This window comes from Bifidobacterium sp. UTBIF-68, from assembly GCF_006408855.1.
GTDB lineage: Bacteria > Actinomycetota > Actinomycetes > Actinomycetales > Bifidobacteriaceae > Bifidobacterium > Bifidobacterium reuteri.
In genome coordinates this window covers 1-24,921 of the sequence record NZ_JFAN01000041.1, presented here as the reverse complement: position 1 = coordinate 24,921, position 24,921 = coordinate 1, and the positions used below count along the sequence as shown (strand labels likewise).

Annotated in this window: 34 protein-coding genes and 1 pseudogene; 9 read left to right on the top strand and 26 right to left on the bottom strand. The window is 61.3% G+C overall.

Translation table 11 applies throughout. The annotated features are described in order from the left end of the window. Nucleotides 1–72: 72 nt before the first annotated feature. From BW14_RS10535 to BW14_RS10435, 21 genes are all read right to left on the bottom strand, one after another. Nucleotides 73–354: an addiction module antidote protein gene (locus BW14_RS10535; RefSeq protein WP_044090544.1), complete on the bottom strand. Its 282-nt coding sequence runs from the start codon at nucleotides 352–354 to the stop codon at nucleotides 73–75. After that, complete coding sequence (locus BW14_RS10530; RefSeq protein WP_044090545.1) at nucleotides 348–659, bottom strand: type II toxin-antitoxin system RelE/ParE family toxin; 312 nt, start codon at nucleotides 657–659, stop codon at nucleotides 348–350. Before BW14_RS10530 ends, BW14_RS10535 begins: the two co-directional genes overlap by 7 nt. Nucleotides 660–727: 68 nt before the next feature. After that, the gene (locus tag BW14_RS10525) at nucleotides 728–1,519 is read right to left on the bottom strand and encodes a hypothetical protein (protein ID WP_044090546.1); all 792 of its coding nucleotides are present in this window, start codon (nucleotides 1,517–1,519) and stop codon (nucleotides 728–730) included. Between the two features lie 193 nt (nucleotides 1,520–1,712). Next, nucleotides 1,713–1,907 (bottom strand): hypothetical protein, encoded by a 195-nt coding sequence (locus BW14_RS10520; protein WP_044090547.1) that lies wholly within the window; start codon nucleotides 1,905–1,907, stop codon nucleotides 1,713–1,715. Next, the gene (locus BW14_RS10515) at nucleotides 1,894–2,157 is read right to left on the bottom strand and encodes a hypothetical protein (RefSeq protein WP_140490552.1); all 264 of its coding nucleotides are present in this window, start codon (nucleotides 2,155–2,157) and stop codon (nucleotides 1,894–1,896) included. Before BW14_RS10515 ends, BW14_RS10520 begins: the two co-directional genes overlap by 14 nt. Further along, on the bottom strand, nucleotides 2,154–2,303 hold the full coding sequence (locus BW14_RS10510; RefSeq protein WP_258186116.1) for a hypothetical protein: 150 nt from the start codon (nucleotides 2,301–2,303) through the stop codon (nucleotides 2,154–2,156). Before BW14_RS10510 ends, BW14_RS10515 begins: the two co-directional genes overlap by 4 nt. Before the next feature lie 119 nt (nucleotides 2,304–2,422). Further along, entirely contained in the window at nucleotides 2,423–2,692 is a 270-nt protein-coding gene (locus BW14_RS10505) for a hypothetical protein (protein ID WP_052382044.1), read from the bottom strand. Between the two features lie 109 nt (nucleotides 2,693–2,801). Then, nucleotides 2,802–2,981: a hypothetical protein gene (locus BW14_RS10500; protein ID WP_140490550.1), complete on the bottom strand. Its 180-nt coding sequence runs from the start codon at nucleotides 2,979–2,981 to the stop codon at nucleotides 2,802–2,804. Further along, entirely contained in the window at nucleotides 2,982–3,191 is a 210-nt protein-coding gene (locus BW14_RS10495) for a hypothetical protein (protein WP_044090551.1), read from the bottom strand. Beyond that, nucleotides 3,188–3,394, bottom strand: a complete 207-nt coding sequence (locus BW14_RS10490; RefSeq protein WP_140490548.1) for a hypothetical protein — start codon at nucleotides 3,392–3,394, stop codon at nucleotides 3,188–3,190. Before BW14_RS10490 ends, BW14_RS10495 begins: the two co-directional genes overlap by 4 nt. Then, entirely contained in the window at nucleotides 3,391–3,585 is a 195-nt protein-coding gene (locus tag BW14_RS10485; protein WP_140490546.1) for a hypothetical protein, read from the bottom strand. The genes BW14_RS10490 and BW14_RS10485 overlap by 4 nt, the downstream gene beginning before the upstream one ends. A 118-nt stretch (nucleotides 3,586–3,703) precedes the next feature. Next, the gene (locus tag BW14_RS10480; protein ID WP_140490544.1) at nucleotides 3,704–4,759 is read right to left on the bottom strand and encodes a hypothetical protein; all 1,056 of its coding nucleotides are present in this window, start codon (nucleotides 4,757–4,759) and stop codon (nucleotides 3,704–3,706) included. Further along, a complete protein-coding gene (locus tag BW14_RS12115; protein WP_052404693.1) occupies nucleotides 4,759–5,247 on the bottom strand; it encodes an HNH endonuclease in 489 nt (162 codons plus the stop codon). Before BW14_RS12115 ends, BW14_RS10480 begins: the two co-directional genes overlap by 1 nt. A gap of 70 nt (nucleotides 5,248–5,317) precedes the next feature. Next, nucleotides 5,318–5,830 carry a hypothetical protein gene (locus BW14_RS10470; RefSeq protein WP_052382047.1) on the bottom strand — a complete coding sequence of 171 codons (513 nt, stop codon included), beginning with the start codon at nucleotides 5,828–5,830 and terminating at the stop codon, nucleotides 5,318–5,320. 132 nt (nucleotides 5,831–5,962) lie between these two features. Next, the gene (locus BW14_RS10460) at nucleotides 5,963–6,388 is read right to left on the bottom strand and encodes a single-stranded DNA-binding protein (protein WP_044090665.1); all 426 of its coding nucleotides are present in this window, start codon (nucleotides 6,386–6,388) and stop codon (nucleotides 5,963–5,965) included. A gap of 3 nt (nucleotides 6,389–6,391) precedes the next feature. After that, nucleotides 6,392–7,447: a recombinase RecT gene (locus tag BW14_RS10455; RefSeq protein WP_052382048.1), complete on the bottom strand. Its 1,056-nt coding sequence runs from the start codon at nucleotides 7,445–7,447 to the stop codon at nucleotides 6,392–6,394. Next, the gene (locus BW14_RS10450) at nucleotides 7,447–7,956 is read right to left on the bottom strand and encodes an NUMOD4 domain-containing protein (protein WP_161788325.1); all 510 of its coding nucleotides are present in this window, start codon (nucleotides 7,954–7,956) and stop codon (nucleotides 7,447–7,449) included. Before BW14_RS10450 ends, BW14_RS10455 begins: the two co-directional genes overlap by 1 nt. Next, complete coding sequence (locus BW14_RS10445) at nucleotides 7,953–8,939, bottom strand: YqaJ viral recombinase family protein (protein ID WP_044090664.1); 987 nt, start codon at nucleotides 8,937–8,939, stop codon at nucleotides 7,953–7,955. The genes BW14_RS10450 and BW14_RS10445 overlap by 4 nt, the downstream gene beginning before the upstream one ends. Further along, a complete protein-coding gene (locus BW14_RS12050) occupies nucleotides 8,939–9,097 on the bottom strand; it encodes a hypothetical protein (protein ID WP_156100221.1) in 159 nt (52 codons plus the stop codon). The genes BW14_RS10445 and BW14_RS12050 overlap by 1 nt, the downstream gene beginning before the upstream one ends. Then, nucleotides 9,094–9,306: a hypothetical protein gene (locus BW14_RS10440; RefSeq protein ID WP_140462396.1), complete on the bottom strand. Its 213-nt coding sequence runs from the start codon at nucleotides 9,304–9,306 to the stop codon at nucleotides 9,094–9,096. The genes BW14_RS12050 and BW14_RS10440 overlap by 4 nt, the downstream gene beginning before the upstream one ends. Nucleotides 9,307–9,745: 439 nt before the next feature. Continuing rightward, nucleotides 9,746–10,036 carry a hypothetical protein gene (locus BW14_RS10435; RefSeq protein ID WP_044090662.1) on the bottom strand — a complete coding sequence of 97 codons (291 nt, stop codon included), beginning with the start codon at nucleotides 10,034–10,036 and terminating at the stop codon, nucleotides 9,746–9,748. Nucleotides 10,037–10,039: 3 nt separating this feature from the next. Between BW14_RS10435 and BW14_RS10430 the strand changes: the two genes are divergently transcribed. Continuing rightward, complete coding sequence (locus BW14_RS10430) at nucleotides 10,040–10,708, top strand: hypothetical protein (protein ID WP_044090661.1); 669 nt, start codon at nucleotides 10,040–10,042, stop codon at nucleotides 10,706–10,708. Nucleotides 10,709–10,792: 84 nt separating this feature from the next. Here BW14_RS10430 and BW14_RS10425 read toward each other — a convergent pair whose 3' ends face one another. The 3 genes from BW14_RS10425 to BW14_RS10415 form a co-directional block, all read right to left on the bottom strand. Further along, nucleotides 10,793–11,437, bottom strand: a complete 645-nt coding sequence (locus BW14_RS10425; protein WP_140490542.1) for a hypothetical protein — start codon at nucleotides 11,435–11,437, stop codon at nucleotides 10,793–10,795. Then, nucleotides 11,437–11,712, bottom strand: a complete 276-nt coding sequence (locus BW14_RS10420) for a hypothetical protein (RefSeq protein ID WP_044090658.1) — start codon at nucleotides 11,710–11,712, stop codon at nucleotides 11,437–11,439. The genes BW14_RS10425 and BW14_RS10420 overlap by 1 nt, the downstream gene beginning before the upstream one ends. Before the next feature lie 65 nt (nucleotides 11,713–11,777). After that, nucleotides 11,778–11,990, bottom strand: a complete 213-nt coding sequence (locus tag BW14_RS10415) for a hypothetical protein (protein ID WP_044090657.1) — start codon at nucleotides 11,988–11,990, stop codon at nucleotides 11,778–11,780. A 167-nt stretch (nucleotides 11,991–12,157) separates the two neighbouring features. On the opposite strand from BW14_RS10415, the gene BW14_RS10410 reads away from it, so the two are divergent. Both BW14_RS10410 and BW14_RS10405 read left to right on the top strand, forming a co-directional pair. Next, the gene (locus BW14_RS10410; RefSeq protein WP_044090656.1) at nucleotides 12,158–12,544 is read left to right on the top strand and encodes a hypothetical protein; all 387 of its coding nucleotides are present in this window, start codon (nucleotides 12,158–12,160) and stop codon (nucleotides 12,542–12,544) included. A gap of 2 nt (nucleotides 12,545–12,546) precedes the next feature. Continuing rightward, nucleotides 12,547–12,936 carry an ImmA/IrrE family metallo-endopeptidase gene (locus BW14_RS10405; protein WP_052382050.1) on the top strand — a complete coding sequence of 130 codons (390 nt, stop codon included), beginning with the start codon at nucleotides 12,547–12,549 and terminating at the stop codon, nucleotides 12,934–12,936. A 375-nt stretch (nucleotides 12,937–13,311) separates the two neighbouring features. On the opposite strand, the gene BW14_RS10400 is transcribed toward BW14_RS10405, so the two are convergent. Next, on the bottom strand, nucleotides 13,312–13,869 hold the full coding sequence (locus tag BW14_RS10400; RefSeq protein ID WP_223847928.1) for a GNAT family N-acetyltransferase: 558 nt from the start codon (nucleotides 13,867–13,869) through the stop codon (nucleotides 13,312–13,314). Continuing rightward, nucleotides 13,847–14,026, bottom strand: a complete 180-nt coding sequence (locus BW14_RS10395) for a hypothetical protein (protein WP_044090653.1) — start codon at nucleotides 14,024–14,026, stop codon at nucleotides 13,847–13,849. Before BW14_RS10395 ends, BW14_RS10400 begins: the two co-directional genes overlap by 23 nt. Nucleotides 14,027–14,140: 114 nt before the next feature. On the opposite strand from BW14_RS10395, the gene BW14_RS10390 reads away from it, so the two are divergent. The 6 genes and pseudogenes from BW14_RS10390 to BW14_RS10365 all read left to right on the top strand — a co-directional run. Beyond that, a complete protein-coding gene (locus BW14_RS10390) occupies nucleotides 14,141–15,274 on the top strand; it encodes a site-specific integrase (protein WP_140490540.1) in 1,134 nt (377 codons plus the stop codon). Nucleotides 15,275–15,663: 389 nt separating this feature from the next. Beyond that, a complete protein-coding gene (locus tag BW14_RS10385) occupies nucleotides 15,664–18,786 on the top strand; it encodes an alpha-mannosidase (RefSeq protein ID WP_044088909.1) in 3,123 nt (1,040 codons plus the stop codon). A 149-nt stretch (nucleotides 18,787–18,935) separates the two neighbouring features. Then, nucleotides 18,936–22,082: an alpha-mannosidase gene (locus BW14_RS10380; RefSeq protein ID WP_044088784.1), complete on the top strand. Its 3,147-nt coding sequence runs from the start codon at nucleotides 18,936–18,938 to the stop codon at nucleotides 22,080–22,082. Between the two features lie 386 nt (nucleotides 22,083–22,468). Next, nucleotides 22,469–23,767: an ABC transporter substrate-binding protein gene (locus BW14_RS10375; RefSeq protein ID WP_044088785.1), complete on the top strand. Its 1,299-nt coding sequence runs from the start codon at nucleotides 22,469–22,471 to the stop codon at nucleotides 23,765–23,767. Further along, the gene (locus BW14_RS10370) at nucleotides 23,764–24,735 is read left to right on the top strand and encodes a carbohydrate ABC transporter permease (protein WP_044088786.1); all 972 of its coding nucleotides are present in this window, start codon (nucleotides 23,764–23,766) and stop codon (nucleotides 24,733–24,735) included. Before BW14_RS10375 ends, BW14_RS10370 begins: the two co-directional genes overlap by 4 nt. Continuing rightward, a pseudogene (locus tag BW14_RS10365) lies at nucleotides 24,735–24,921 on the top strand (carbohydrate ABC transporter permease); the annotation flags it as partial. The gene BW14_RS10370 and the pseudogene BW14_RS10365, both read left to right, overlap by 1 nt.

The window sequence follows — 24,921 nt, the reverse complement described above, 5'->3', positions numbered from 1 at the left end:
TCGCCGTTGCATGGTAATGACCAATCTAGTAACAGTATGCGTGACAGTCGCGGGTTTGTCAAGCCCGGCCGGTCAGGCGGGTTGGACGGTGAGGCGTCCGCCGAGCGCGTGGACGACCTTGAGGATGGTCGCGAAGCTGGGGTTGCCGTCACGGCTGAGGCTCTTGTACAGGCTTTCGCGGCCGACGCCTGCCTCTTTGGCGATCTGGCCCATGCCGCGGGCCTTGGCGACGTCTCCGATGGCGGCCTGCATGAGTTTGGGGTCGCCGGTCTCGGCGACGGCGTCGAGGTAGTCGATGGCGTCCTGTTCGCTGGTGAGGTATTCACTGGCGTCCCAGTCCCTGATGTTCACCATTGGTGGTCCTCCTTGAGTGTTCTGAACAGTTGGTGCGCGTGGTCGATGTCGGCTTGTTGGCCGCGTTTGGTGCCTCCTGCGAGCAGGAGCATGAGCACGTCCGCCTTCTGCGCGAAGTAGACGCGGTATCCGGGGCCGAAGTGGTAGCGGAGCTCGGAGACCCCTTCGCCTACGGTGTTGATGTCGCCGACGGGTCTGCCGGCGAGCGCGCATTGTCTGATGCGTGCGACGATCCGGTTGCGGTCCTTGCTGTTTTTGAGGGTTTTGAGCCAGTCGTCGAATTCGTCGGTGGTTTTGATCTCCATGACGCCTATTGTATCTTATGGAAGACAAGAGGGCAAGTCGGCGAGCATCGGCCCCGGACCTGCTTCCATCAGGTCCTATCGCGTTCTATCGCTTTTCGTCGTTTTGGCGACGGTTTCATGCCGTTGCGTCGTGCCCGGTCGTATCCGGCGAGTCTGGTGTGCGCCTGCCATACGTCCCAGATGAGGAACACGGGCGCCGTGCCGTCCGTCCCGACGGGTTGGATGATGCTGCGTTTCGCCCATTGGCGTATCGTCGCCGCCTTGATGACGATGCCCCACGGCTCCAGCAGCCTGGACAGTTGGGCTGGCGTGCCCTTGACGCCGCTGAGCCGGAGTCGGAGCATGTCCAATTGGTGGATGTCCTTGATGCGGTGGGTGGTGTGGCATTTGGGGCATTCCACGTATCCGCCGGCCAGCTCCTGACTGTCTGCCCTCAATTCGTGCGAGCAGGCGGGGCACCAGCCGATCATCTTCGTGTCCTCGGGCGGCTCCAGCAGGTAGGAGGCGCGTTCCGCCAGCCCGCGCGCCTCGACGGCGAATCCGTCTGTCGTGGGTTCGGGAAGACGGTCCAGACGGTTCAGGTTGATGATGACGCCCTGCAGGACGCCTGGCGTACCCATGCCGTGGTGCGTGTGCAATCCCATGAGACGGGCGAGCGTGCCGGCGAACAGAGTGATGTCATGGGCGAGCTGGAACGCGCCCATGTTCAGCGGGCTCGCCTCGATGCTGCGCGTGCAGTGTCCGCCGCCCGCAGGCATGCCGATCGTGGCCTGCCGGTTGGCGAGCAGGTCCAGCACCGGCCATGAGACCTTCAACGCGTGCAGGTCGTGTTTGAGCCCCTTGAACCGTTCGACGTCCAATATCGTTCCCTTCCTCGCTCGGGGTATGATGGTCTGAGGAGATTTCCTGCTCTTCTCTCAAGCCTCTTGCCTCCGGGCGGGAGGTTTTTCTCTTACCCGTGCTTTTTATTTGCCTCCATGGCTCCGCCGACGACATGGAAGCGTCGGAATCGGCCTGTTTCCAACGCTTCCGCTCATTTGCCCGCCATTTACGTCAATCCGGGAACGCGGGTGGTTGGATGAACTCGGGCCCGTACCGTCTCGACGGAGGCGTCGATGGTCCGGGCGGGCTGATGATGGCCAGCACCTCCTCCACCGGCAAACCGAGCGTCCTGGCGATGTACCCGGTGTCATAGCCGCGTTCGTGCCATTTGACCGCGAGCTCGCGCTTCACCTTACTGGCGGCCAACTCTGATCTCCTTGAGGACGTTGACGGACCGGAAAAACGGGTGGAGCACGTTGAGTCCGTACCGGCGTGGGATGATGACCTCTGTCATGTGATCCCAGTCGAACAGGCTGCTGCCGCCATGCGGCGACCTCGACTCGTAGCAGAGCCAGCCATCCAATGTCTGCCCCTCCTGCGTGCGGGCGATGAACCGATGCCGATGCAGCATGTCGATCGGCGTATGCTCCCAGTCGATGCTCTCGCTCACGTTCATTCCGTGTCTCCCGTCATCGGGTCGATCAGGTCGCAGGAGAGCGCGTCCACGTGGTCGCCGGTCTTGTAGGCGAGGCACAGGCGCTTCACATCACCCTGCGTATCCACGTAATGGGTGACGGTCTGCTCGGGCGCGGGCCCGCCCATGGATATGACTGCCGCGAAGGTCAGGCCGATGATCGCGGTGACGGCGAACGCGCAGAAAACGAAGTACAGGAGGCCGACGAAGTTCTCTAGCGTCCAGTCCTGGAATGGTCTGTGAAGTTTTATAAAGTGGTTACGCTTTCTCGTTTGCTTTCTGTGGACTCCCAACGGTTTACGGGTGTTTTCTCCCAGGTTCTCCCCTCTGGGCCTCCCTTTTTCTCCCCGGCCGTCCGGCCGGGTGTGCTACTGCGTCGTGATAGTGGGTTCCAGTCGAATTCACGGTGGAGGAACCGCATGAATCCTGCGGTGACGCAGGCGAGCAGGATGATGAACACGCCGGTCGCGAGCAGAGTGAGCATGTAGCCGACCACGAACACGCCCAGGCCGTTCATCGTCTCCTCCTCGGTTTCCGGTCGTGCAGCAGGTTCGCGAGCTCGAACACGAGGAGGATCAGCATCGCCTCGAGCCAGTCGCGGATGAACGCGAACGGATTCCTGCGCCTCATTCCAGTCCCTTCCGGTTCCTGCGTTCCATGCGACGGCGTCGCGTGTAATACTCGGGGTCGCGTGCACGGATCCGCAGGTACTTAATGTGGTTGGCGATGGCCTTGCGCTCCTCCCGGCTGATCGGGGCGTGCCCCTCGCGTGCAAGCCTGATGAACTCGGCCACGTCCTCATTCATTCAGATCACCTCCGGTACGCGGTGGCCGAGCGTCATGCCCAGCCACCGCCACAACTGCTCCATGTCGTCCCACGATATCGATACGACGGCGGTGGCCTTGTCCGTTTGCACCCAGACGCCGTAATCCCGGCCACGGGCGTTGACTCGCATGCAACCGAGATAATCGGTGCCGTCGGGGATGCCGAGTTCGATCTCGCTTTTGATGCTCATTCGGTTTCCTCTTCCTTTGCTTGTTTTTCCCGGTCTTCGCGGGCCAGTCGGAGCATGATCTCCACGACCTCCTCATGCGTCCGCTGCTGCTGCTTGTGGTAGGCGGACGTGAGCCGGGCCTCGCCCCTTTTCGCGCCGACCCGCCTTGGTGTCGTGCTCCGGCTGATGATGTGTGTGGCGTGCGTGCTGTTCGGACGGGTCATGCCGTCGCCTCCCCGCTGTTGATCCGTTGTTCGATCCGGATGGCCAGGTCGAACGCCTGCCTCCAGCCATCCAGCCAGCCGGCCACGTATGCCTCCGCCGGTGACTCGCTGCCGAGGCCCGCGTCGGCGAGCGCCTGCAACGCCTGGCCGATCAGCGGATCATCGTCGGTGTGGGCTGTGGGAGTGTCCATGGGATGTCTCCTTCCGTGAATCGTGTGAACAGCGGTGGGTCGTATCGTTGGAGCGTCCGGCGGAACGGGAGGCTGCGGCAGAAGAGCGCGTAGAGGCGTGCCCATGCCTCCGGTTCGCTCATGGCGTGGCCTCCTGTTTCGCCTGTTCGCGGCGTTTCATGCCGCGACGCCAGAGCCGGTACCATTCGTCCGGGTAGCGGGCGCGGGCCAACGCCTGCGCCTTCTCGGGCAGTTCGAGCGCGGCGTCCTGCGCTTCGGGGTCGTCGACGTGCGTGCACAGCCAGTCCACGTCCCGCAGTCGTGCGGCCTTCTCCGCCTGCGGGTCGGGTTGGCCGGGCCGGCGTTTCTCGGGCAGCGGGTCGTCGAGCCAATGCTCGCCGTCGAGCCAGTTCGCGGGGGTGAGCGTGTAACCGGGATCCCGGTTCGGGTCGGCCTGGTAGAGGCTGGCATGGGCGATGAGCAGCGCGTTGTTGGTTTTCCTCCGGGCGCGCTTCCACGCTTCGAACGCCTTGCGTTTGCCCTCTTTGCGCGGATACGTGGCCCAGAACTGCTCGAAGGCGAGCGGGTACTCCCCGTCGAGGCTCTCGCCGGGCCCCCGTGAGGGGGTTTGGGGGAGAGAGAATTCTTCGTTAGAAGAATTCTTATCTGTATCTGTATCTGTATCTGTATCTGTATCTGGCTTCGTTTTGCTTGCCGGTTGCTTCGCGGGTTCTTCGTTTTGCTTCGGGTCTGCTTCGTTTTGCTTCGGGTCTGCTTCGCTGGTGCTTCGCGTCTGCTTCGTTTTGCTTGCCGGTTGCTTCGCGGCGCGCGATTCGCCGGAGGCCTTGCCGCCTTGGCGACCGGCCTCGGCCTTCCTTTCCTTGGCAGCCTCCACGTCTGCGCGGGAACGCCCCTGAGCCTCAACGAAATCATGCAGCCATAAGGTTCCGTCCTCGTGCTCATCCAACAGGTGCGCGTCGATGAGGGCGTCGATGTCCTCATCAGCGGCTCCGAGCAGGCACTTCAGGTGGAAGCGTGACAGCTCGCCGTCGTTCAGCTCTCCCGCGCAGTACGAGATCGCGAAAGTCCATACGGCGAACGCGGATGGATGCTCCATCGCGAGTGTCCGGACCTTCTCGTTCTGCCATAGGCGCGTGCTGATCTTCGCAAACGTCTCCATATTGTTTCTGGACATCACAGCACCTTTTTTCTGAAGTCGATTTCCCGCGCACCTTTCCAGGAGTTGCAGGAGCGGCACAATGTCTGAAAATTCTTGATGGAATCCGCACCGCCGTCGGACCACGGATGCACATGGTCCAACGACAGATTCTTGGCGCTACCGCATCGAAGGCATTTCCACCCGTCCCGCGAGTACACGGCCAAGCGGATTGAATCAGGGATGTAGGCTCTGGTGTCGGATCCGAGGTAGTCGCGTATCACGTAGCAGCCCTCGTCGTCGCACTTGAGCAGCATGCCGGAGGCCAGGAGGTCGGCCACATCCTGGTCCGTGGCGCCGAGCACGAACAGGAGCGTGTCCTCGTCGATGCGTCCGTCCGACGTGTGGTCGGAGCACCAGCTGATGGCGAGGACGTGCAGGAGCGCGGCGGCCGGATTGCGGCGGCGCAGTTTGAGCACGTCCTTGTCCTGCCAGTACTGGTTGCTGAGTTTCGCGTATCCGGCCATCAGCGTCTCCTTCCCAGGAATGCGATCACTACGGTGGCGGCGATCAGGAGGACCGCCGCCGTGGCTCCGTTCATGCGTCCGGCCCCAGGGGGAGCCCGTCGTTGAGGATCAGCGCGAACCGTTCCAACGGGAGCCAGACGAGATGCGGGTTGCGTGGCACGCGCCTGGCCTCCCCGCGCAGCTGTTCCGTGAGCTCGGCGAGGTCGGCGACATGCAGGCCCGTCAGACCGGTGAGGAACCGTTCGAAGGTGTCCTCGTCCATGACGGCCATCTGGGCGCCCATGCCCTTCAGGCTTTTCACACCGACGCCCTTCCGGTGTTTGACGAGCACCCCGTACGGGGTGTCCATGTTCGCCATCTCCACCAATGTCTGCCTCCAGTGCTCCCGGTATTGGGGCTCCTTCGTGTCCTTGCATTCCACGCATACGGGTTCGCCCCGGAACCTGACGCCGCGGATGTCGCCCTCGTCGAGTCGGCCCTTCAACGGCATGCGGTCGATGCGCGTGTCCTGCAACGCCCACGCGAGGTAACGCACCGTCCAGGTCTCCATGCTGGTGCCCTTACTTTTGCTCGGATTGCCCATGTGTCTACTCCTCCTCGGCTTCCTCCGCGCACTGCGGGCATGGTATGGGACGTGTCGGGAACAGGCTGCACCCGTGTATCGGGCAATGGGGTTCCACATCCTCGGGCTCCTCGTCGCGGTACAGGTGCAGCATCAGAACTCCGGCTCCGTGTCCGATTGCGGCGCCGCCCACGGGTCGGAGGCCGGCGGCTGTGGTTGGGCTCCCGTGAACCCGCCCGTCTGCGGCTGCTCGTCCTTCCTGTGGAGGAAGCCGATCGCGTCCGCGTACACGCGCAATTCACTGCCCTGGCCCCCGTCCTTCTTCTGGTAGAAGCGTTGGGACAGGCGGCCGGTGACGAGCAGCTTCACGCCCTTATGCACGTAGGGGAGCTGTCTTGCGGCCGTGGGCGAGCATTCCACGGTGATCCACATGGTGCCCTGGTCATGCCATTGGTTCTGCTGGTCGTAGTAGCCCTGGGAGACGCCAACGCTGAACGTGGTCAGGCTACGCCCGTTGTCGAACTCCCTGGTCTCCGGATCCCGGCCCACGTTGCCGGTGAAGCTCACGTTCACGCCCATGGCTCACTCGCCCTCCCTGACGCTGGCCTTCAACTGGGCGAGCACCACATCGAGATCGGCTTCCGGCAGTCCGCCGGTCTCCTTCACCTCGCGTCCGAGGACCTTCGAGATCGTCCCGCACGCCTCCGCGTCCGACGTGACGCCCAACTGCTGGAAACGGCGGATCACGTCGCGACGCTTCACCTCGACAGGATCCGGCTCCTCGGCGGGCTGTTCCGTCCCGCCGTCCGCGAGCACGCCGTCAATGTCCGAAGGCTCTTCGGGGGCGTCGGCGTCCGAGTCGGGCAAGCCTTCCGGTGAGGATGGGAGAATACCTGAGTAGTCCGGAGTGTATGCATCTACGTGTTGCTGTACTTCCTCCTTCACATCGGCACTGTTCGGGAGCATCTTGAACGCCCTGCGGATTACGGATTTGATGGCCATGGCCTCGTAGTCCGTCACCCATGGGCCGTTGTTCTTTGACTTGCTGCGGGAGCGGACGGCGTCCACCTCATCTCTGGTCATCACATCAAGCTGATGGCCTCCGTCCTTGAACAGCGCGATGAAGTACACATGAGTGAGTTTCGCGTTCCTGGGTCGTTTCTCGGCGGGAATATGCACCAGATCCTCATGCAGGCCAAACTGGTAATGGAATTCGTCGCCATCATAAACGGCCTTTGCCTGCATGCTCTTGATTTCCCCGCTATTTCGCGCCAATTGGAGCATGCCTCGGTAGCCGATGAGGAATGTGGCCTCCATCTCATTGTTCTTGTTGTTGAAGAACGGGATGATATACGCTTTGCCGAGTCCGTCTGCGTTTGACAGTTCAAGGCCGAGCTGGGCGCATTTCATGAAACATGAGAGCACGCTGTTGAGAGTGCATTCCCGTAGTTTGGGTTCACGGCTCAGCGTGCTTTGGTACATCTGGAATATGCGATCGGGGGTCATATGCTTCGGCATGGATGCCACGATGCGGGGCCAATCCTTCTCCAAGGCCGTCATGAACTGCTGCTTCCGTTCCTGGTCGTTTGGCATTGCTTGCAACTGGCGATTTTGGATGGATCGTGCGAGTTGTCCCATTACTGTGCCTCCTTGGCGTACGCGAATCGATGGTTTTTGACTGCCCGGATGGTTGCCGTACAAACGCCGAATCTTTTGCTCAGTTCGATTTCCGTCTCGCTTGACGAGCGAATGAGGGCGACTTCTTCAGGACCGAGCTTCACGGGCTTTTTCTTAAGGCCTGTTCTGTACGCATGCCGGTTGTTCCCGCTATAGGTCGTCCATTCAAGATTGGTTACGTGATTGTCGGTCTTATCGCCGTTCTTGTGGTTTATCACCGGCAGATGCCAGGGATTCTCGATAAACGCTTCGGCGATAAGCCGGTGCAGGTATCTCATAGATTGCCTGCCTTCCTGCCAAAGACTGACAACGAGGTATCCGTTCCGGCCTAGGGCTGGGCGCAGATATTTCTCCGGCACCGTCTTCACAAAACCGTTTTTGCAAGTTACCTTGTGACGGATGCTGCGGACTTTGCCACTGTCGGATATTTCGTAATAATCGAAACCCGCTATTGCCTTCCAACGCATCATTTCTCCTTCAACTGCTTGAATCTGAACGTCCTGCCCGAGCTGGGCTTGACCTCCCGCGTGTAGCCCTTCCGGTGGAACGGCTTGTACGTGGCCTCGAACCCCTGGCATCGGACTCCCTCGCTGTCGCCGATGCGCACGATCAGCGCGTCCTGCAGCAGCTTCACGTCGTCCGCCGCCTCCATGGCACGCTGCCTGGCCTGCTCGTATTCGGCCATCAGGGAGGCGAGTTCGGGATCGTCGTCGGCGGCCAGGATGCCCTCCGTGGGCTCCGGGTACGCCTTCGCCACGTCCACGCCCTTGAGCCGTGGCATCCTTCCGCCGGTCACGAACCCCCAGAACTCCTCGGCCGCCTGTATGACCGCCTGCACGTCCTGCTCGTCACGTTCGAAGCGCACCTCCACCGGCTCGCCCTCGCCGAGGTCCGCGTAGAAGAAGCCCCACGTGAACCCGGTGACCGCCATGTAATGCGTGACCTGCGCCATGTAATAGTCGGGGGCGATAAGGTTCCCGTCGGCGTCATGCCAGTCCGTGCGGCCGCGCATGGCACCGGCCGTCTTGATCTCCAACACGCCCCACGAATCGGATTCCGGATCGTAGATGAAACCGTCCAATGAGGCGTGCATCAGGGGATGCGCCCTGGACGTGAGGCTGATGTCGGTGCCGTCTATCACCTGATATTCCGGGTGCAGTCTACGGAAACGGCGGCGAAGCTCCACCTCGAGCGCGTTGCCCTTGACGACGGCCCACTTGCCGCTGATGTCCTCGGGCTCCTGCCGTCCGGTCTTCTCCAACCACAGGTCGTAGGGCGTCATCCACGGGTTGAGGCCGAGGATCGTGCTCATGTCCGAGCCGCCCACGCCCAATCGGCGGAACCGCAGCCACGCCTCATGGCGTGACCGTTTCGTGGTGCCGGAACCCTTGAACCGGTGAATATCGAACATGCCGGACGATTTCGCGGCCATGTCCACCGTCATTCGCACCATCAGTCCTTCCCTCCCATGTCCTCAAGATTCAGACGCGAGTCCTGCAAAGCCTGCATGAGCAGGCTCTCCAACGCGGTCTCGCTCGGCGTGACCCGTAATCCGGCCAACTCCGGCTGCAGCGCCTTGCTGAGTCTCTGTACGAGTTCGATGTCACTCACTGGCGTTTCACCTTCCCCTGCAGATAGTCGGCGCGGCTGTACCTGTTGGCCTCGTCCGTGCGTTCGATGTCCTCGCGACGCCAGCCCATGAAACACCCGTTGACGCCACGCACCGGCTCCGGATACGGGCTGGTCAGATGCCCGCTCGACCATTTCGCCACCGTCGAATACGAGCGGTGGCAATGCGCCGCTAGCTCTCTGATGGTCATGAGACCCTCCATCGTGGTATCCTTTCCCTTGTTGGTATCCTGTTTTTCCTTGGGGCCCCGGTTGCAGCCGGGGCCTTTTCTGTTATGCGGGATCCGCGCTGGCCGTGTCACCGGCCCGCATTTGTCGGACGGGCCTCGACGGCCATCGTTCCCCCGACCTCCCGAAGAAATCAGGGAAAAAGAAGGGCGTCGCGGGTGGCGTTGACGCGGATCCCCGTGGACCGAGCCGAATCGAACGGCATCCCGTCGTTTGCCACGCCACATGAAACGTGATCTCCGACGGGGGCTAGCCTGCCGGCCCCAGGGTGGCGGGAACGGAACCACTGACCCAGTCAGACGCTCCCGCCGGTGTTCAAGAAAACTTTTCGGTTATTTGGGATTTACGGTCTCCTTTACCGCCGTCCGCCCGTGAGGAAAACCAGCAACAGGCGGGCAAGAATCATTCGGTCAGATACGGTCCGACCTTGCGCAGCATCCATGGAAGGAGGAGCCTGCAGCCCGCCGCCACGTAAACGATCAGTGCGATGGTGTTGCCCAGGGGGTGCGCGCAGCCGTCGTGGGTGAGCAGCCACAGGAGCGAGCCGGCGAGCACTGTCAGCCACAGCAGGCCGGTCAGGTACGGGTACCGGTCGCGGAGCCTGCGCGGTCGTGTCGGCCGCTCGAAGCCGCTGAAGTGACGCCCGTAATCATGCACGTCCATCACGCCGTCCTCCTTCCAGATAGAATCCATGTCATGGATGGTTCCGTTATCGCGTCGTGGGCCGGCGCGCTCGTATCCCTCGCCGGCGTGGTCGTATCCGTATGGTGGCCATGGCGCAACCGGCCACAGGCCGATTGGACGTTGCTGAAGCACTCGACGGATCCGGACATCCCGCTGTCGGCGACCGTTCCCGGCCTGGCCGGCTGGCTTGCCTGTCGCGGGGAGAAAGAGCCTGACTTCATCTGCGGGATATACAATTCCGGGGACGGCGCCGCGTATGACGTGGAGGTCGAAGGCAACGGCTGCACGGCGTACTTCCTGCAAATAACCGATGATGGAACGAACACGAAATACCTCACCCCCAGCAAAATCGCGCAGGTGAAGTCCACTGACGAACTGCTGCTGCTCGGTTTCAGGAGCAATGATGCCGACGTCATCGCGGTCCGCCTGATCTGGACGAAGCAGCCGACCCGGTTGCGTCGGCGCGTGAGTCTGACCTATGCGATCGAGGGGAGCATTCCGGAACAGCCCCGCTATCCCGTACCCGAGAAGCGAGGCCATTATCCGACGATGCTTCGTTGGTGTTTTGAGCATTCCCGTTTGGGATTATGGTTACATGGCAAGTCCCGTCGATGGGCCTGGCGGACTCTGGACGCTCCGCGAACAGACCATCCAGACGATCGAGAAGCCCCTCGCCGGTGATTGTCAGTAGCAGCACGTTCGACGTGGACACCAGCGCTGCCGTGACGCTGATGACGGCGGGGGTCCAACTAATGAAATCGTCCATCACGCCGCCTCCCTGCGGGTAGTATTCGGTTCATGGATTGGTGGAACATGTTCTGGACCGGCCTCGGCGCCGTCGGTGGAACGTTCGGCACGGTCGCCGGCCTTGTCGCCCTCGTCCAGACGCGCAAGGCGAACAAGCTCGCGCAGCGTGCCAACGAGCTGGCCGAGACGGCCAACCGTGAAGCCGGGACGGCCAACAAGCTGGCAGAACACGCGAACGAGATAGCTTTGGACGCCAATGAGGTCGCGGAGCGGGCGCTCCGGGTTGGCGCGGACCAGACCGTATACGATTGGACGGTTCGGGTCGAGGATGATGGCCGGACCATCGTCCTTCGCAATCACTGCGCACATGCTGCTGACGATGTCGCCGTCGCGGTTCGGTCTGGAGACGCAGCAATAGTCGACGCCACGTTCGACCATGTAACTGGTTTTCGCGTACTGCGCCTCGATGCATCGCGCACGGTCGACCAGATCGTCGAACATCAGCGGAAACTCAACCCAGCTTTCCTTCACGGCCTTGCCATACGGTTCGAGATCGAGGTCCACATATCGTGGGTCAGCGAGCTCGGGATGCACCGAGACCAGGTAGTCGATGAGATCGTCAGCTGTGAGCACTAGCCGCTCCATCGAAACGCCGTAACCCATCACTCCGCCTCCTTGCCGGTGAGCGCCTGCGAGCCCATCGCATGGCTCGCAGGCTTCAACACAAACTCAGGTTGGAGAAGTTCATAAGGCTCATAGCCTGTTACTTCGCAAAAGTCATGCAGGTCAGAGAGTGTCAACGGAATACTGCCGTTGATTCGCCGATTTGCGGCGTCTCGGCTTTGCTTCGTTAGCTCGGCATATTCGATAACGCTGATATGCCGATATGCCAAGACTGCTCTAAATCGGTCTGCCACAATGGAGTTGAGCTCCGGCATGAGCGACGTTCCTTTCGTGTTCTGCAATTTGCGACGCCGGGCCCTTGGGCCCGGCCTGTAGTTTTTCAGATGACGAATGAGAGAGCCGTTGCCGCCTGTTCGCTGATGCGTCGGGCCTCACCCTGGCCTCCGCGGCCGAACCTCACGGTATCGGTGCCGTCCGCGTGATGCACGAGCGTGAACCGTTCGCCGTCGGGCCACTCCACCACGATGGTCCTCACCGCCCCCTCGATGGTGGTCGTGACCTTGGCCTCTGTCTCGATTTCCTTGGCTTCCATTTCCTGTCCTTTCCTCGGTTGGTGATTCTTATTATGCACCCAATTGGACGCATAGCAAGTCAAGATGACGCATGGCGTGTCGTCAATTGAACGCAAAACACATCATTTGTGGCGCATGAAATATCTTTTGTGCGCGCCTAAGCGCAAACGCAGTTATGATGAAAAGTATGGGAAGCAAGAAAATCGACGTCAGCGCTCTTGGCAAAATCGTCAGCACCAATATCCGAGCACAGCTGGGAATCAGACGCATGTCTAACCGCGAATTGGCGAGGCAGATGGGGCGAAGCGAGAGCTATGTGAGGGCGAGAATCAACGATGAAAAGGAGTGGAACCTCAACGACATTGGGATAATCAGCCAGATATGGGCTATCTCGCCGGACCGTTTGGTTATCCCTATGGTCGAAGAGGCAGATGACAGCACCGCGTCTCGTTTGCATGAGGAGGATGCAGATGCGCTCGCCGAGCGCATAGCAGCCAACCCCGAACAATACGCGATTGCGGCCAACCGGGATCCGAACAAGGATCTCGAACGGGAAGGGGGTGAAGGACGGTAAGCATTACCTATGACGAACTCCTGCAGGAAGCCGCCAATAATGGAATTCGGGTGGAGGAATGCCGGCTGCAGCAGGGATTGTGCGGCTTCTACTACGAGCCTAAGCGTCTCATTGTCCTCGATGAAACGTTACTGGACTTCCAGAAACGCTGCACCCTCTGCCATGAGCTCGTGCACGCCCATAATCATGACCGGGGCTGCACCCCTTATGGGTCGAAGGCCGAACGACGCGCAAGACTGTGCACTGCGTTCCGGCTCATCAACCCGCATGAGTACGCGATGGCCGAAAGAATGTACGGCGCAGACTCGTACCTTATCGCGTGCGAACTCAACGTGACCATCCAGGTCATCGAAGACTACAAGAACTGGCTGCATGACAGCGCTGTCAGCTGAAGAAAGAAGGAATCATGGGAAGGCATTCAGCTCCGACCATTGATCGGAATGTACCGTTTTTCGGGCGCAAGCAGGAGATATTGCGGCTCCGCGAGGAAGCAGAAACGACGGTATGCACAGGCCCAAGAACGCGGCGACGCGATTCAATAAAACAAGGGCCGCCGCAGCGACCCAGGAGACTCCTTCTACAACCTGTAGATGAGCTGATTCGAATCTTGCACATGACACTCCAGAAGTCAAATCTAGGTTCAGCTCCCGATTAGGACGGAAAGAAAGGTGATTGGTCGTGGCTTTCGCATTGATGGGGTCGGCACGCATGAGCTACGGGCAGATGCGCGGAGACTCTACGAGACGGTGCGGAGCCTGACCGAAATGCTAGAAGAACGCGAGTGTGCTGCCGAAGTAGTCGCCGCGAGCCTGCGGGGTGAACTCCAGGGACAGCAGGTGGTATTCCGGATCATCGGGATCCGGGCCCTCATCCACGAATCCGAATCGTGCGAACAGGTCCATACTGGGCCTGTTGCGTGGATCCACCTGGGTCAGCACGAGCGGCGTGCGATGGGAACGCCAGGCGTCGTCGCGCAGGTGCACGATCACCGAGGAGAGCAGCGTGTCACCAAGATGGGTGCCGCGCACCTTCAGGGCGGTGGCGATGTACGAGATCTGGTAGACGCCCTCATGTCCGTCGGTCGTCTCCACGGCGACTCCGTATTCGCAGAACCCGACCACGTCATCATGCAGGGGAACGTCACCGGATACGACAAGAAGCGTGCGCATGATACCCTTCGGGGTCTTGCGCACGTTGAGTTCACGTATGTACCGCTGTGGATCCATCGCCCATTCAGAGCCTCCCGGATCGCAGCAGAGGAACTGTCTGAGCGCCGTCTGATGGTCTCTGGAGCATTCCCGTTCAACGACGAGCTTCAGGCCCATCGGAGGGTTCCTTCCGGGCCTTCGCCCGACGTTCCATGTAATGACGGGCGCTGCGGGTCAGCTTCATCCATTTCGCGTCCACCATGCTGCGGGGTTTGCCGTCGGCTGGCGGCGTATATGCCGGGATGGGCTTCACGCCGGTATCGGTCATGGTCATGGCCGCCTCCTTTCAAACAGCGTAAAGCAAGAAACTTACACGAAATACCTCATTTGTGCAAATCACCTGTATCTACGATTCTTCAGGAACTGTGGACAGAAAGGATGTGACGGCATGGCGAACATCACCAAGTATCTGACCAGCAGGGGCGAGACCCGGTACATGGTCCGCTACAGGAAGCCCGACGGCGCGCAGACCAAGAAGCGCGGTTTCCGCCGCAAGCTGGATGCGGAACGCTGGTCGGCCGAGCATGTGACCGTCGCCAAGGCCGAGGGCTCGTATGTGGACCCGCAGGCCGGCAGACGAACCGTCGCCGCGCTGTGGCCGGCGTGGATCGCCGCGAAGAGGATCCGTTGCAAAGCGAGCTACATCGACTCGCTGGAACGTGAGTGGCGGCATCGGGTTGAACCGCGGTGGGGCGGCCGCGGGCTGGCGACGATCTCCCGCGCCGAGGTCCAGGAGTGGGTGGCCGGACTGGCCGCCGAGGGGTGCAGCGCAAGCGTGGTGCTGCGCGCCCACGGCATCCTTTCCGCGATCGTGCGGCAGGCCGTGCGTGACCGGCTCGTCGCCGCAAACCCCTGCGACGACGTCGAGCTGCCGAGGAAACGACGCAAGGAGCACCGGTATCTCACGTGCGGTGAGCTGATGCGTCTGGCGGACGCTTCACGTGACAAGAGGACCATCGTGCTCGTCCTGGGCCTGACCGGACTGCGTTGGGGGGAGCTGGCGGGCCTGCAGGTCGGGGACGTGGACTTCGGCCGGCGGCGGCTGTGGGTCCGCAGGAGCGCCACCGAAGTCAGGGGGCGGATCGTGGTGGATACGCCGAAGTCGGCGAAATGGCGGCAGGTCGTCTATCCGGCCATGCTGGACGGCCCGCTGCGGGACGCCTGCGCCGGCAAGTCCGCCGGGGACCTGGTGTTCACCGGCGCGGACGGCGGGTATGTGCGGCGCACGCACGGGCCGAACACCACGTCGTCGTGGTTCTACTGGGCGCGCAAGCGTGCGGGCATCGTCGGGGACATGACGGTGCACGATCTGCGGCATACGGCCGCGAGCCTCATGGTCGCGTCCGGCGCGAACGTGAAGGCGGTGCAAAGGCAGTTGGGGCATGCGACCGCGTCGATGACGTTGGACGTGTATGCGGACCTGTTCGATGACGATCTGGATGCGGTTGGCGCGGCCATGAATTCCCTGATTCTGGAAAATGTGCCCCAAATGTGCCCAAAAACAGTGGGGGAGGCCGCGTAATCCAAGCGGCAGTAGGGGTTCCGGGTCTGGTCGACCGGGGTTCAATTCCCCGCGCCTCCACCAATCCGCTTCGGCGGAAACAAGCCGCTCTCCCTTACGGCAGTAGGGGAGAGCGGCTTTTCCGTTTTCACTGGATGTCACCCGAAATCACTGGTTTTCCGAAAAAATGTGGGCAACATGTGGGCAACCAGCTATCCGGGCGAGCTATGTGAATTCCCCGGGGCGACAACACGCGTCGGGAAAGCGGCTTGACATTGCGACGCGTCATGGCAAACTATGTTACTAAAGCGCTTTAGTTTGCGCGACGGAAGCGCATGCCCGCCACAACCACCGGAGGGCAGCACGATGATGTGACCGCACCTTGCGGCAAGGACAAGGGAAGAGGCAAGATGTTCCTGAAACCAGAACAGCAGCTTGAACGGTGCAAACGAGTGTTGCGCCAACGGGTGAACCCGCATATCCACCCGGTCATCGCCCATCTCGACGTGGAGGCGTTCGATATCCCCGGCGAGCCGATGCCGACTCAGGAGTTCTTCGGCAAGCTGCATCGTGGCGAGATCCCGTTCAAGCCATTCACACTCGGCAGCGAATGGGGCACCACATGGGGAACGGTATGGTTCCGTCTGAGCGGAAAGGTCCCCATGGGCCATACGCCGGGCCGTCCGCTGGAGCTCATGATTGACCTCGGCTGGTACCCGCACTCCTGTGGCGGTCATATCGAGGGACTGGTCTACCGGGAGGACGGTACCGCCATCAAGGCCGTGCACCCGCTCAACCACTGGGTGCCGTTCATGGATGAGCAAGGCAATGCGCAGGTGCCCATTGCCGAGGATGGTGGTTTCACCGTCTATCTTGAGGCCGCATGCAATCCTCTGCTCCTCGGCGTGCCGCCATTCATCGAGACCGAGTTGGGTGATCACGCCACCGGCAAGCCGGATGAGCCATACGTGTTCAAATCGGCCGACCTGACCGAATTCGACCGGCGTTTCGAGGATTACTCCGTCGATCTGGATGTGGTGTCCCAGCTCATGGAATACGCGGACAAGCAATCCCCGCGCTACTGGCAACTGGCCAAGGCGCTGCAGCGTTCCATCAACAGCTTCGACGAGCAGCATCTCGATTCGGTCGAGCAGGCTCGCGAGCAGCTCGCCGGAGTGCTTGCCAAGCATGCGAACGCCTCGGCGATGAACGTGAGCGCCATTGGCCACGCGCACATCGATTCCGCCTGGCTGTGGCCGGTTCGTGAGACCCGCCGCAAGGTGGCGCGTACCGTCTCCAACGCGCTGGCATTGATGGATGCCGATCCAGACTTCAAATACGCGATGAGCTCCGCACAGCAGTACGCATGGCTCGAGGAGGACCATCCGGATGTCTTCGCGCGCATGAAGCGACGCATCGCCGAAGGTCGTTTCATCCCGGTGGGCGGCATGTGGGTGGAGGCCGACGGCATGCTGCCCGCCGGCGAATCCCTGATCCGTCAGATCAGCTACGGGCGACGTTACTTCAAGGAGCATCTTGGTGTGGAGCCCAAGGGCATCTGGCTGCCGGACAGCTTCGGCTACACGGGGGCATGGCCGCAGATCGCCCGTCGTGCCGGCTACGAGTGGTTCCTGACGCAGAAGATCTCGTGGAACGACACCACCAAGTTCCCGCATCATTCCTTCATGTGGGAGGGCATCGACGGCTCGCGCATCTTCACACACTTCCCGCCTGCGGACACCTACGCCGCATGGTGCAAGGTGCAGGAGCTCGATTATGCCGAAAAGAACTTCCAGGACAAGGACCTTGCCGACCGTTCGATCCTGCTCTTCGGTTTCGGTGATGGCGGCGGCGGTCCCACGCGCGACATGATGGAGCATCTGCATCGCTACGAGGACCTTGAAGGCGTCTCCCGTGTGAGCATCGAGACCCCGAACGAGTTCTTCGACAAGGCCCACGAGCAGATCGAAGAGAACGCCGGCCCGGAGATGCCCGTCTACAAGGGCGAACTGTATCTGGAACTGCATCGCGGCACGCTGACCGCCCAACAGGACATGAAGCGCGGCTGCCGCACCGAAGAGTCGCTGCTGCGCACCGTCGAATACCTTGGCGCCGCCGCGACCTTGGCTGATTCGTCCTATGTCTATCCACGCGAAGAGATGGATCGCATCTGGAAGACGCTGCTGCTGAACCAGTTCCACGATGTGCTTCCCGGCTCCTCCATCGCCTGGGTGCATCGCGAAGCCCGTGAGGATTATCGCCGCGACATTCAGCGTCTGCGTGAGATCGCCGAACAGATTTGCGCCGTGCTACGGGCCGCCGATCCCGAAACCGATCTGCTGCCGGAGGCGCGCATCAGCCAATATCGCGCGGATGGCGCATCCTGGCAGGTTCGTCCGGTCGCGTCGCAAGACGAGTCCTTGCCGGTATTGGTGGAACGGCTCGACGATGGCTGTGTCAACATGGCAAACGGTGTGCTCTCGGCAGTCATCGAGCCGGACGGCACCATCTCCTCGCTGATCGATGAGACGCGCAATCGAGAACTGGTGCCTGAAGGCACGCGTCTGGGCCGTTACGAACTGCTGAAAGACGAGCCTGCCGTCTGGGATGCCTGGGAGATCGAACGCGAATCCCTGCTCATGGCGGAGGGGCTGAAGGGCACCATCGCCGATGTGACCAACGACCATGGTGCGGCGGTGGTCACCGTACACGTCACCGAAGGCGATACCGTTATCGACACGACGATCACGCTGCGTCCTGGAGCCAAGCAGCTCGACTTCCATACCTCGGTCGACTGGCATGCCAAGGAACGTTTCCTCAAGGTCGACGTACCGCTGGCCGTCAGCGCCGACCGCGCGGTGTACGACTGCCAGTACGGTCTGGTCACGCGCCCGATCGTCAAGAACAGCGCCTCAGACGAAGCCAAGTTCGAGAGCAGCACGAACAGGTTCGCCATCCTGCGTGAGGCCGGATATGCCGTCGCCGTGATCAACGGCTCGGTATACGGCTCCGACGCGGCTCCGATCGCCGGTGATGCCGGACGCGGCATAGGGGCCGGCACCATGTTCCGGCTGTCGCTGGTCTCCGCGCCGACCTTCCCCGATCCGCGTACCGATCTCGGCGCCCACGAGTATGACTGGTCAGTGGTGGCCGACGCCACCGCCGAACGCACCGTGGATGCGGCTTTCGAGCTCAATGCCCCGATCATCCACGATGCGCCCGCCATCGAACCGCTGGTCGGTCTTGATGTGATCGATGGCATGGCCGTCATCGACTGGGTGAAGCTGGCGGATGACGGTTCCGGAGACCTCGTCGTACGCGTCTACGAGGCGGCCGGCGGTCATGCCGAAGCTGCCCTGCGCGTCTCCACGGCGCTGCGGGGAGCCACGGTACGCGAGGTGAATGTTCTGGAAGGCGATGACATCGCCGCCGACCTGCCGACCGCGCTCAAGGACAATGGTGATGGCAAGGCCGAAGGCGCGACGCTCGCGTTGGGCCCGTTCCAGCTGGCCACGCTGCGCATCAGTCGCTGATCGTTTCCTCCTCCTATCAAAAGGCTCTGTTGAACCGACTCTGACATATGCTTACGGGCTGCCCTAAGTCAGCTTCGCTGACAAAGGGAGTCAAGGGGAGGGTTTAACAGAGCCCTACAACACACACAAGCAAAGGAGCTCAATACCTCATGTTTCTTCTGCCCAATCAGCAGCTGGAGCGCTGCGACCGCGTGATGCAGCAGCGTCTCAAGCCGCATATCCATACCACGCTGTCGGCGTGTTCGGTACGTTCGTTCGACAATCCCGGCGAGCCGGTTCCCTCGGACGAGTTCCTCGCACAGGTACGTGCCGGTGAAGTCGATTTCCAGCCCTTCCCCATACCCGGCGTATGGGGTACCACCTGGGGCACCACCTGGTTCGAGGTGAGCGGCCGTATCGACCGTGAAGCCGTCAAGGGACGCAAGATCGAACTCATGGTCGATCTCGGCTGGCTTGATTACCGTGGCCCGGGCTTCCAGTCCGAAGGTCTGGTCTACCGTGCAGACGGCACGGCCATCAAGTCCGCGAATCCTAGGAATCATTGGATTCCTCTGGTCTATGAGGACGGTGCCAGCACGGTCGACCTTGATGCCGACGGCAATTTCACCGTGTACATCGAAGCCGCCGCCAATCCGTTTGTGGAAGGCCCTACGCCGTTCTCGCCCACCGAGCTGGGGGAGAAGGCCACCGGCAAGCGTGAATTCCCCTACACGCTGAGCCGCATGGACGTCGCCGCCTTCAACAGGGAGGCATTCGCCTACTACATGGATCTGGAGACCGTCTCCTCGCTCATGCGTGAGCTCAAAGACGACGATCCGCGCTACTGGCAGCTCGCCAAGGCATTGCAGCGCTCGCTGAACGCCTACGAGGAGCGTGACATCGCCGGCACCATCGGTACGGCCCGTGAGGAGCTGGCCGGGGTGCTCGCCGAACCTGCGGCATCGAGCTCCATCAACCACATCGCCATCGGCCACGCGCACATCGATTCCGCCTGGCTGTGGCCGGTGCGTGAGACCCGCCGCAAGGTGGCGCGCACCGTCTCTAACGTGCTCGCCCTGATGGACGAGGACCCGGACTTCACATACTCGATGAGCTCCGCGCAGCAGTATGAATGGCTGGAGGCCGAGCATCCCGACCTGTTCAGGCGCATGATGGACCGTGTCAAAGAGGGACGTTTCATCCCGGTGGGCGGCATGTGGGTCGAATCCGACAACATGATTCCTTCCGGTGAATCGTTGATTCGTCAGATCACATTCGGCAAGCGGTATTTCCGGCAGCACCTTGGCGTGAATCCTCGCGGCATCTGGCTGCCTGACAGCTTCGGCTACACCGGCTCCTGGCCGCAGATTGCCCGTCGTGCCGGTTTCGACTGGTTCCTGACGCAGAAGATCTCGTGGAACGACACCACCAAGTTCCCGCATCACTCCTTCATGTGGGAGGGTATCGACGGCACACGCATCCTCACGCATTTCCCGCCTTCCGACACCTATTGCTCTTCCATGAGCATGCATGAACTGCAGTATTCCCAGCGCAATTTCCTCGACAAGGACCTCTCCCGCAACGCCATTCTGCTGTACGGTTTCGGTGATGGCGGCGGCGGTCCCACGCGCGAGATGACCGCACGCATTCGCCGCGACCATGACCTTGCCGGGGCGCCGAAGATCGAGTTCGGCACCCCCGACCGCTTGTTCGACCGTGTGCGCAAGGACATCGTCGACGATGCCCGTGGCGAGACCCCGGTATTCAAGGGTGAACTGTATCTGGAACTGCATCGCGGCACCCTGACCGCCCAGCAGGACATGAAACGCGGCTGCCGCGAAGAGGAGTCCATGCTGCGTGTGACGGAATATCTGTGCACTGCCGCGGCTCTCAAGAACCCGGATTACGCCTACCCCCGTGAAGAAATGGATCGCATCTGGAAGACGCTGCTGCTGAACCAGTTCCATGACATTCTTCCCGGTTCCGCCATCGCCTGGGTGCATCGCCAGCCACGTGCCGAATATGCGCACGATATCGCGCGATTGCGCCAGATCGCCAATGAAGCCGGGCGCGCCATCGCCGTCGTGGAGCCGGACGATGCCAGCGTCGAGCATGCGGTGATCACCCCATACGCACGTCAGGCATGCGAAGCCTGGGCCGTGCGTCCGGCGGCAGAGGCGTCGAACGGATCCGCAGACGGCGCTCAGGTGACTGTCATGGCCGAAGAGGGTGCTACGGTGCTCGACAATGGACGGCTGCGCGTGCGTGTGGAGGCCGATGGTACCGTCTCGTCGCTGATTGACAAGGCGCGCGAACGCGAGCTCGTGCCGTCCGGGACCCGCCTTGGCCGCTATGAGCTGCTCAAGGACGAACCGTTCCATTGGGATGCCTGGGACATCCAGCGTGATGCGTTCCTGACCGCCGATGGTCTGACCGACGCCGAAATGGAGCGCGTGGAGGTCGCCAAAGACGGCAGCGCCGTGGTGCATGTCGTCACGCATGCCGACAACGTCGAGATCCGCACCAGCATCACCCTGCGTCCCGGTTCTGCGACGCTTGATTTCGCCGCGGACGTGGATTGGCATACGCAGGAGCAGTTCCTCAAGGTTGATATCCCGGTCACGGTCCAGGCCGTTAACGCCCAGTATGAATGCCAGTACGGCATGGTCGAACGCCCGATCAACAAGAACACGCGCTCGGATGACGCCAAGTTCGAGAGCTGCACGCACCGGTTCGTCCGTATCGCCGATGCCGGGTACGCCGCAGCCGTGGTGAACGCATCCACCTACGGCTCCGATGTGAGCCCGATTCATGGGGATGCGGCGCATGGTGCCGGCCGTGGCACGATGGTGCGTCTGTCGTTGCTCTCCGCGCCGCTGTATCCGGACCCCCGCACGGATCAGGGCGAGCATTCGTTCGCTTGGAGTGTGGTCGCCGATGCCGGCATGGAGACCGTGCTTGCCGAGGCGAACCGGATCAACGCTCCGGTATTGGATGAACTGCCGGCGTTCGCGCCGCTGGTCCGTCTGGCCGACCGGCAGGGTGCCATCGTGCTGGATTGGATCAAACCCGCCGATGATGGTTCCGGTGACGTGATTGTACGTCTCTATGAGGCTGCGGGCGGCAATGCCACGGCTTCCCTGCAAGTAGCCGATGAGCTTTCCGGTGCTGAAGTCATGGAGGTGAGCGTGATGGAGGACGCCGATCTTCCATCTGATCTGCCGCGCGCGTTCGCATCGGATGACCCGTGCCCGGTTGACGGTGCGAAGCTGGCGTTGCAGCCGTTCCAGCTCGCCACGCTGCGTATCCGCCGATGACATGAAGTCGGATGCAGTCATGTAGGGGCATGAACTCCCGCTGATGGGCGTGGGGATGATGGGGCCCGCTGTCGCGATATGCGATGGCGGGCCCCATTTGTCTGTGCTTGGGTGCGTTTGTGTAAGGGTGCGGCCCCATCATTGTGCGCGACACGCGCATGCGTTGCGGGTTTGCAATGTTACAGCGGTGTTGTTGTTTTATTAACTAAAGCGATTTAGTTAACAGGTTCTTGAAGGGCTGGAAACTAAATCGGTTTAGTCTCAGCGATGAGAACTAAAACAGTTGCAATCCTCGGGATGTCGACAGGCATTCAGCGGTGCACAACACAGGATCTTCATCCATGGACGGATGAGGGGTTCTTAAGGAACAGAAAGAAGGAAACACCATGTTTTCCATGAAGAAGACCGTCGCCATCCTCGGTGCAGGCGCGATGCTCGTCTCCGTGGCCGCTTGCGGCAACACCAATTCCAGCGATAACGGCGGTAAGAAGGAGATCTCCTTCCAGACCTGGAATCTGAAGAACGACAAGTACACCCCGTACTTCGAAGAGCTGATCAAGGCATACGAGAAGGATCACCCGGACGTCACCATCAAGTGGCTCGATGCCCCGTCCGATGGCTATGAGGACAAGCTCTCCAGCCAGGCCGCCTCCGGCCAGCTGCCGGACATCGTCGACGGCGGCAACTCCATCCTGTACGGTCTGGCCAAGGCCGGCGCCCTGCTCGATGTCTCCAAGGAAGCCCCGGACGCGCAGGATGATTACTACGAAGGCGCTTGGGAAGCCGTCACCATGCAGGGCAACGGCATCGAGAAGGGCGCCTACGGTCTTCCGTGGTACGTCAACGATGGTCCGACCTACTGGAACACCGAGCTGATGTCCGAATGCGGCCTCGACCCGAACAACATCCCCACCACCTGGGACGAGTACTTCGCCGCCGGTGACGCCATCGTGAAGAACTGCAAGGACAAGGGCATCTACCTGGGTATCACGATGGGCTACAACGCCGAGGACCTCCTGACCGCAGGCGTCAAGTCCTTCATGAACTCCGACCACAGCAAGTACACCTTCAACGATGAGGCCGGTGTCAAGCAGCTGACCCGCTTCGTCGACCTGTACAAGGCCGGCGGCATCCCGCCGGAGGCGCTGGATTCCTCCTGGAGCCAGGCCGCAGACCTGTTCCAGCGTGGCAACCTCGTCGCCATGGCAGGTTCCGCCTACTCCGCAGCAGGCTTCAAGCAGAACGCCCCGGACCTGTACGACCACCTTGCCGTCGGCCCGCGTATCTCCGATGACGGCCGCTCCGCATCCCTCGCCTACGAGATGCTCGGCATCAGCGCCCAGTCCAAGCACCCCGACGTCGCCATCGACTTCGCCCGCTTCGTGACTAACGCCGAGAACCAGGTCGCCTTCGACAAGCAGGCCTCCGTCTTCCCGTCCGCCAAGGGTGGCCTCGAGGACGAGTACTTCTCCAACATCGACGAGTCCACCCTCGAGGGCAAGGCTCTGAAGATCACGCTCGACCAGGTCAAGAACGGCTACGGCTCCCGTCCTGCCGAGTTCACCGACAACAACGGCTACAAGAACTTCCAGCAGCAGATCGCGCTCGCCATGCAGGGCAAGCAGACCCCGAAGGAAGCCCTTGACAAGTCCGTCGAGTTCGCCAACGAGAAGCTGGCACAATGAGCAATGCGGCATTCGCCGCTGACAGGTCGGAGGCCATCAAGGCCTCCGACCGGCCTGAACCGATGAACCGCACCCATCACAAGAAGCAGGATCGCAGCTTCGGCACCATCATTGCCCCCTACCTGTTCGTCTTGCCTGCATTCGTGATCGTGTTCGTGTTCATCGTCCTTGCGGCACTCAACACCTTCAGGCTTGCCTTCACCAACTCCACCCTGCTTCGTCCGGGTAAGTTCGTCGGATTCGATAACTTCATCAAGCTCTTCCATGACGAGTACTTCCTGACCGCACTGCTCAACTCCACGCTCTATGTGATCTGCGTGGTGCCGTTCATGGTCATCCTGCCTCTGATCCTGGCCTATCTGGTCCGCGGAAACTCAAGGATCATGGGATTCTTCCGCACTTCGTTCTACATGCCTGTGGTGATGTCCGCCGTGGTGGTGGGCATGATCTGGACCAACCTGCTGGATTCCGCCGGTCTGGTCAACTCCATGCTCAAGGCCATGAAGATCATCTCGAAGCCGATTCCATTCCTTACCGACCGCTGGGGCGTGCTCTTCAGCTCGATGTTCGTGACCATCTGGCTCGGCCTCGGCTACTACATGGTCATCTACCTGACCGCACTGGCCAACATCGACGAATCGCTTTATGAGGCAGCATCCCTTGACGGCGCAGGTCCGGTTCGCCAGTTCCTCTACGTGACGATGCCGGGTGTGCGCTCCACCATGATGCTCATCATGATGCTCTCCACCATCGCGGCCTTCCGAGTCTTCAACGAAATCTATGTGTTGACCAATGGTTCTGCAGGCCCCGGCGGTATGGACATGACCATGTCCATGCTCATCAAGCGCGAAGGCACCGGCATCCAGGCGCGAACGGGCTACGCAAGCGCCATCTCCATCGTCGTGCTGGTGATCGTGGGCACCATGCTCATCATCCAGCAGATCGTGCAGAAGAGGGGTGAGGACTGATGCAAGGGCATCATAGCAAGGTCACTGTGGGCAAGGTCGTGCAGTATGTGATTCTGCTGCTGGTCTTCCTGATGCTGGTCGGACCGTTCGTATGGGAGCTGTCCCTGTCGTTCAAGGGCAAGGGGGACAACGTCTATGCAGTGCCTCCCTACCTGATTCCCAAGACCCCGACAATCGAAAACTACG

Excerpts from the sequence above, each read along its gene's own strand:
- BW14_RS10535 (WP_044090544.1), bottom strand. The coding sequence starts at position 354 with ATGGTGAACATCAGGGACTGGGACGCCAGTGAATACCTCACCAGCGAA.
- BW14_RS10530 (WP_044090545.1), bottom strand. The coding sequence starts at position 659 with ATGGAGATCAAAACCACCGACGAATTCGACGACTGGCTCAAAACCCTC.
- BW14_RS10515 (WP_140490552.1), bottom strand. The coding sequence starts at position 2,157 with ATGAACGTGAGCGAGAGCATCGACTGGGAGCATACGCCGATCGACATG.
- BW14_RS10510 (WP_258186116.1), bottom strand. The coding sequence starts at position 2,303 with ATGGGCGGGCCCGCGCCCGAGCAGACCGTCACCCATTACGTGGATACG.
- BW14_RS10505 (WP_052382044.1), bottom strand. The coding sequence starts at position 2,692 with ATGAACGGCCTGGGCGTGTTCGTGGTCGGCTACATGCTCACTCTGCTC.
- BW14_RS10500 (WP_140490550.1), bottom strand. The coding sequence starts at position 2,981 with ATGAATGAGGACGTGGCCGAGTTCATCAGGCTTGCACGCGAGGGGCAC.
- BW14_RS10495 (WP_044090551.1), bottom strand. The coding sequence starts at position 3,191 with ATGAGCATCAAAAGCGAGATCGAACTCGGCATCCCCGACGGCACCGAT.
- BW14_RS10490 (WP_140490548.1), bottom strand. The coding sequence starts at position 3,394 with ATGACCCGTCCGAACAGCACGCACGCCACACACATCATCAGCCGGAGC.
- BW14_RS10485 (WP_140490546.1), bottom strand. The coding sequence starts at position 3,585 with ATGGACACTCCCACAGCCCACACCGACGATGATCCGCTGATCGGCCAG.
- BW14_RS10480 (WP_140490544.1), bottom strand. The coding sequence starts at position 4,759 with ATGTCCAGAAACAATATGGAGACGTTTGCGAAGATCAGCACGCGCCTA.
- BW14_RS12115 (WP_052404693.1), bottom strand. The coding sequence starts at position 5,247 with ATGGCCGGATACGCGAAACTCAGCAACCAGTACTGGCAGGACAAGGAC.
- BW14_RS10470 (WP_052382047.1), bottom strand. The coding sequence starts at position 5,830 with ATGGGCAATCCGAGCAAAAGTAAGGGCACCAGCATGGAGACCTGGACG.
- BW14_RS10460 (WP_044090665.1), bottom strand. The coding sequence starts at position 6,388 with ATGGGCGTGAACGTGAGCTTCACCGGCAACGTGGGCCGGGATCCGGAG.
- BW14_RS10455 (WP_052382048.1), bottom strand. The coding sequence starts at position 7,447 with ATGGGACAACTCGCACGATCCATCCAAAATCGCCAGTTGCAAGCAATG.
- BW14_RS10450 (WP_161788325.1), bottom strand. The coding sequence starts at position 7,956 with ATGATGCGTTGGAAGGCAATAGCGGGTTTCGATTATTACGAAATATCC.
- BW14_RS10445 (WP_044090664.1), bottom strand. The coding sequence starts at position 8,939 with ATGGTGCGAATGACGGTGGACATGGCCGCGAAATCGTCCGGCATGTTC.
- BW14_RS10440 (WP_140462396.1), bottom strand. The coding sequence starts at position 9,306 with ATGACCATCAGAGAGCTAGCGGCGCATTGCCACCGCTCGTATTCGACG.
- BW14_RS10435 (WP_044090662.1), bottom strand. The coding sequence starts at position 10,036 with ATGGATTCTATCTGGAAGGAGGACGGCGTGATGGACGTGCATGATTAC.
- BW14_RS10430 (WP_044090661.1), top strand. The coding sequence starts at position 10,040 with ATGGATGGTTCCGTTATCGCGTCGTGGGCCGGCGCGCTCGTATCCCTC.
- BW14_RS10425 (WP_140490542.1), bottom strand. The coding sequence starts at position 11,437 with ATGGGTTACGGCGTTTCGATGGAGCGGCTAGTGCTCACAGCTGACGAT.
- BW14_RS10420 (WP_044090658.1), bottom strand. The coding sequence starts at position 11,712 with ATGCCGGAGCTCAACTCCATTGTGGCAGACCGATTTAGAGCAGTCTTG.
- BW14_RS10415 (WP_044090657.1), bottom strand. The coding sequence starts at position 11,990 with ATGGAAGCCAAGGAAATCGAGACAGAGGCCAAGGTCACGACCACCATC.
- BW14_RS10410 (WP_044090656.1), top strand. The coding sequence starts at position 12,158 with ATGGGAAGCAAGAAAATCGACGTCAGCGCTCTTGGCAAAATCGTCAGC.
- BW14_RS10400 (WP_223847928.1), bottom strand. The coding sequence starts at position 13,869 with ATGGGCCTGAAGCTCGTCGTTGAACGGGAATGCTCCAGAGACCATCAG.
- BW14_RS10395 (WP_044090653.1), bottom strand. The coding sequence starts at position 14,026 with ATGACCATGACCGATACCGGCGTGAAGCCCATCCCGGCATATACGCCG.
- BW14_RS10390 (WP_140490540.1), top strand. The coding sequence starts at position 14,141 with ATGGCGAACATCACCAAGTATCTGACCAGCAGGGGCGAGACCCGGTAC.
- BW14_RS10385 (WP_044088909.1), top strand. The coding sequence starts at position 15,664 with ATGTTCCTGAAACCAGAACAGCAGCTTGAACGGTGCAAACGAGTGTTG.
- BW14_RS10380 (WP_044088784.1), top strand. The coding sequence starts at position 18,936 with ATGTTTCTTCTGCCCAATCAGCAGCTGGAGCGCTGCGACCGCGTGATG.
- BW14_RS10375 (WP_044088785.1), top strand. The coding sequence starts at position 22,469 with ATGTTTTCCATGAAGAAGACCGTCGCCATCCTCGGTGCAGGCGCGATG.
- BW14_RS10370 (WP_044088786.1), top strand. The coding sequence starts at position 23,764 with ATGAGCAATGCGGCATTCGCCGCTGACAGGTCGGAGGCCATCAAGGCC.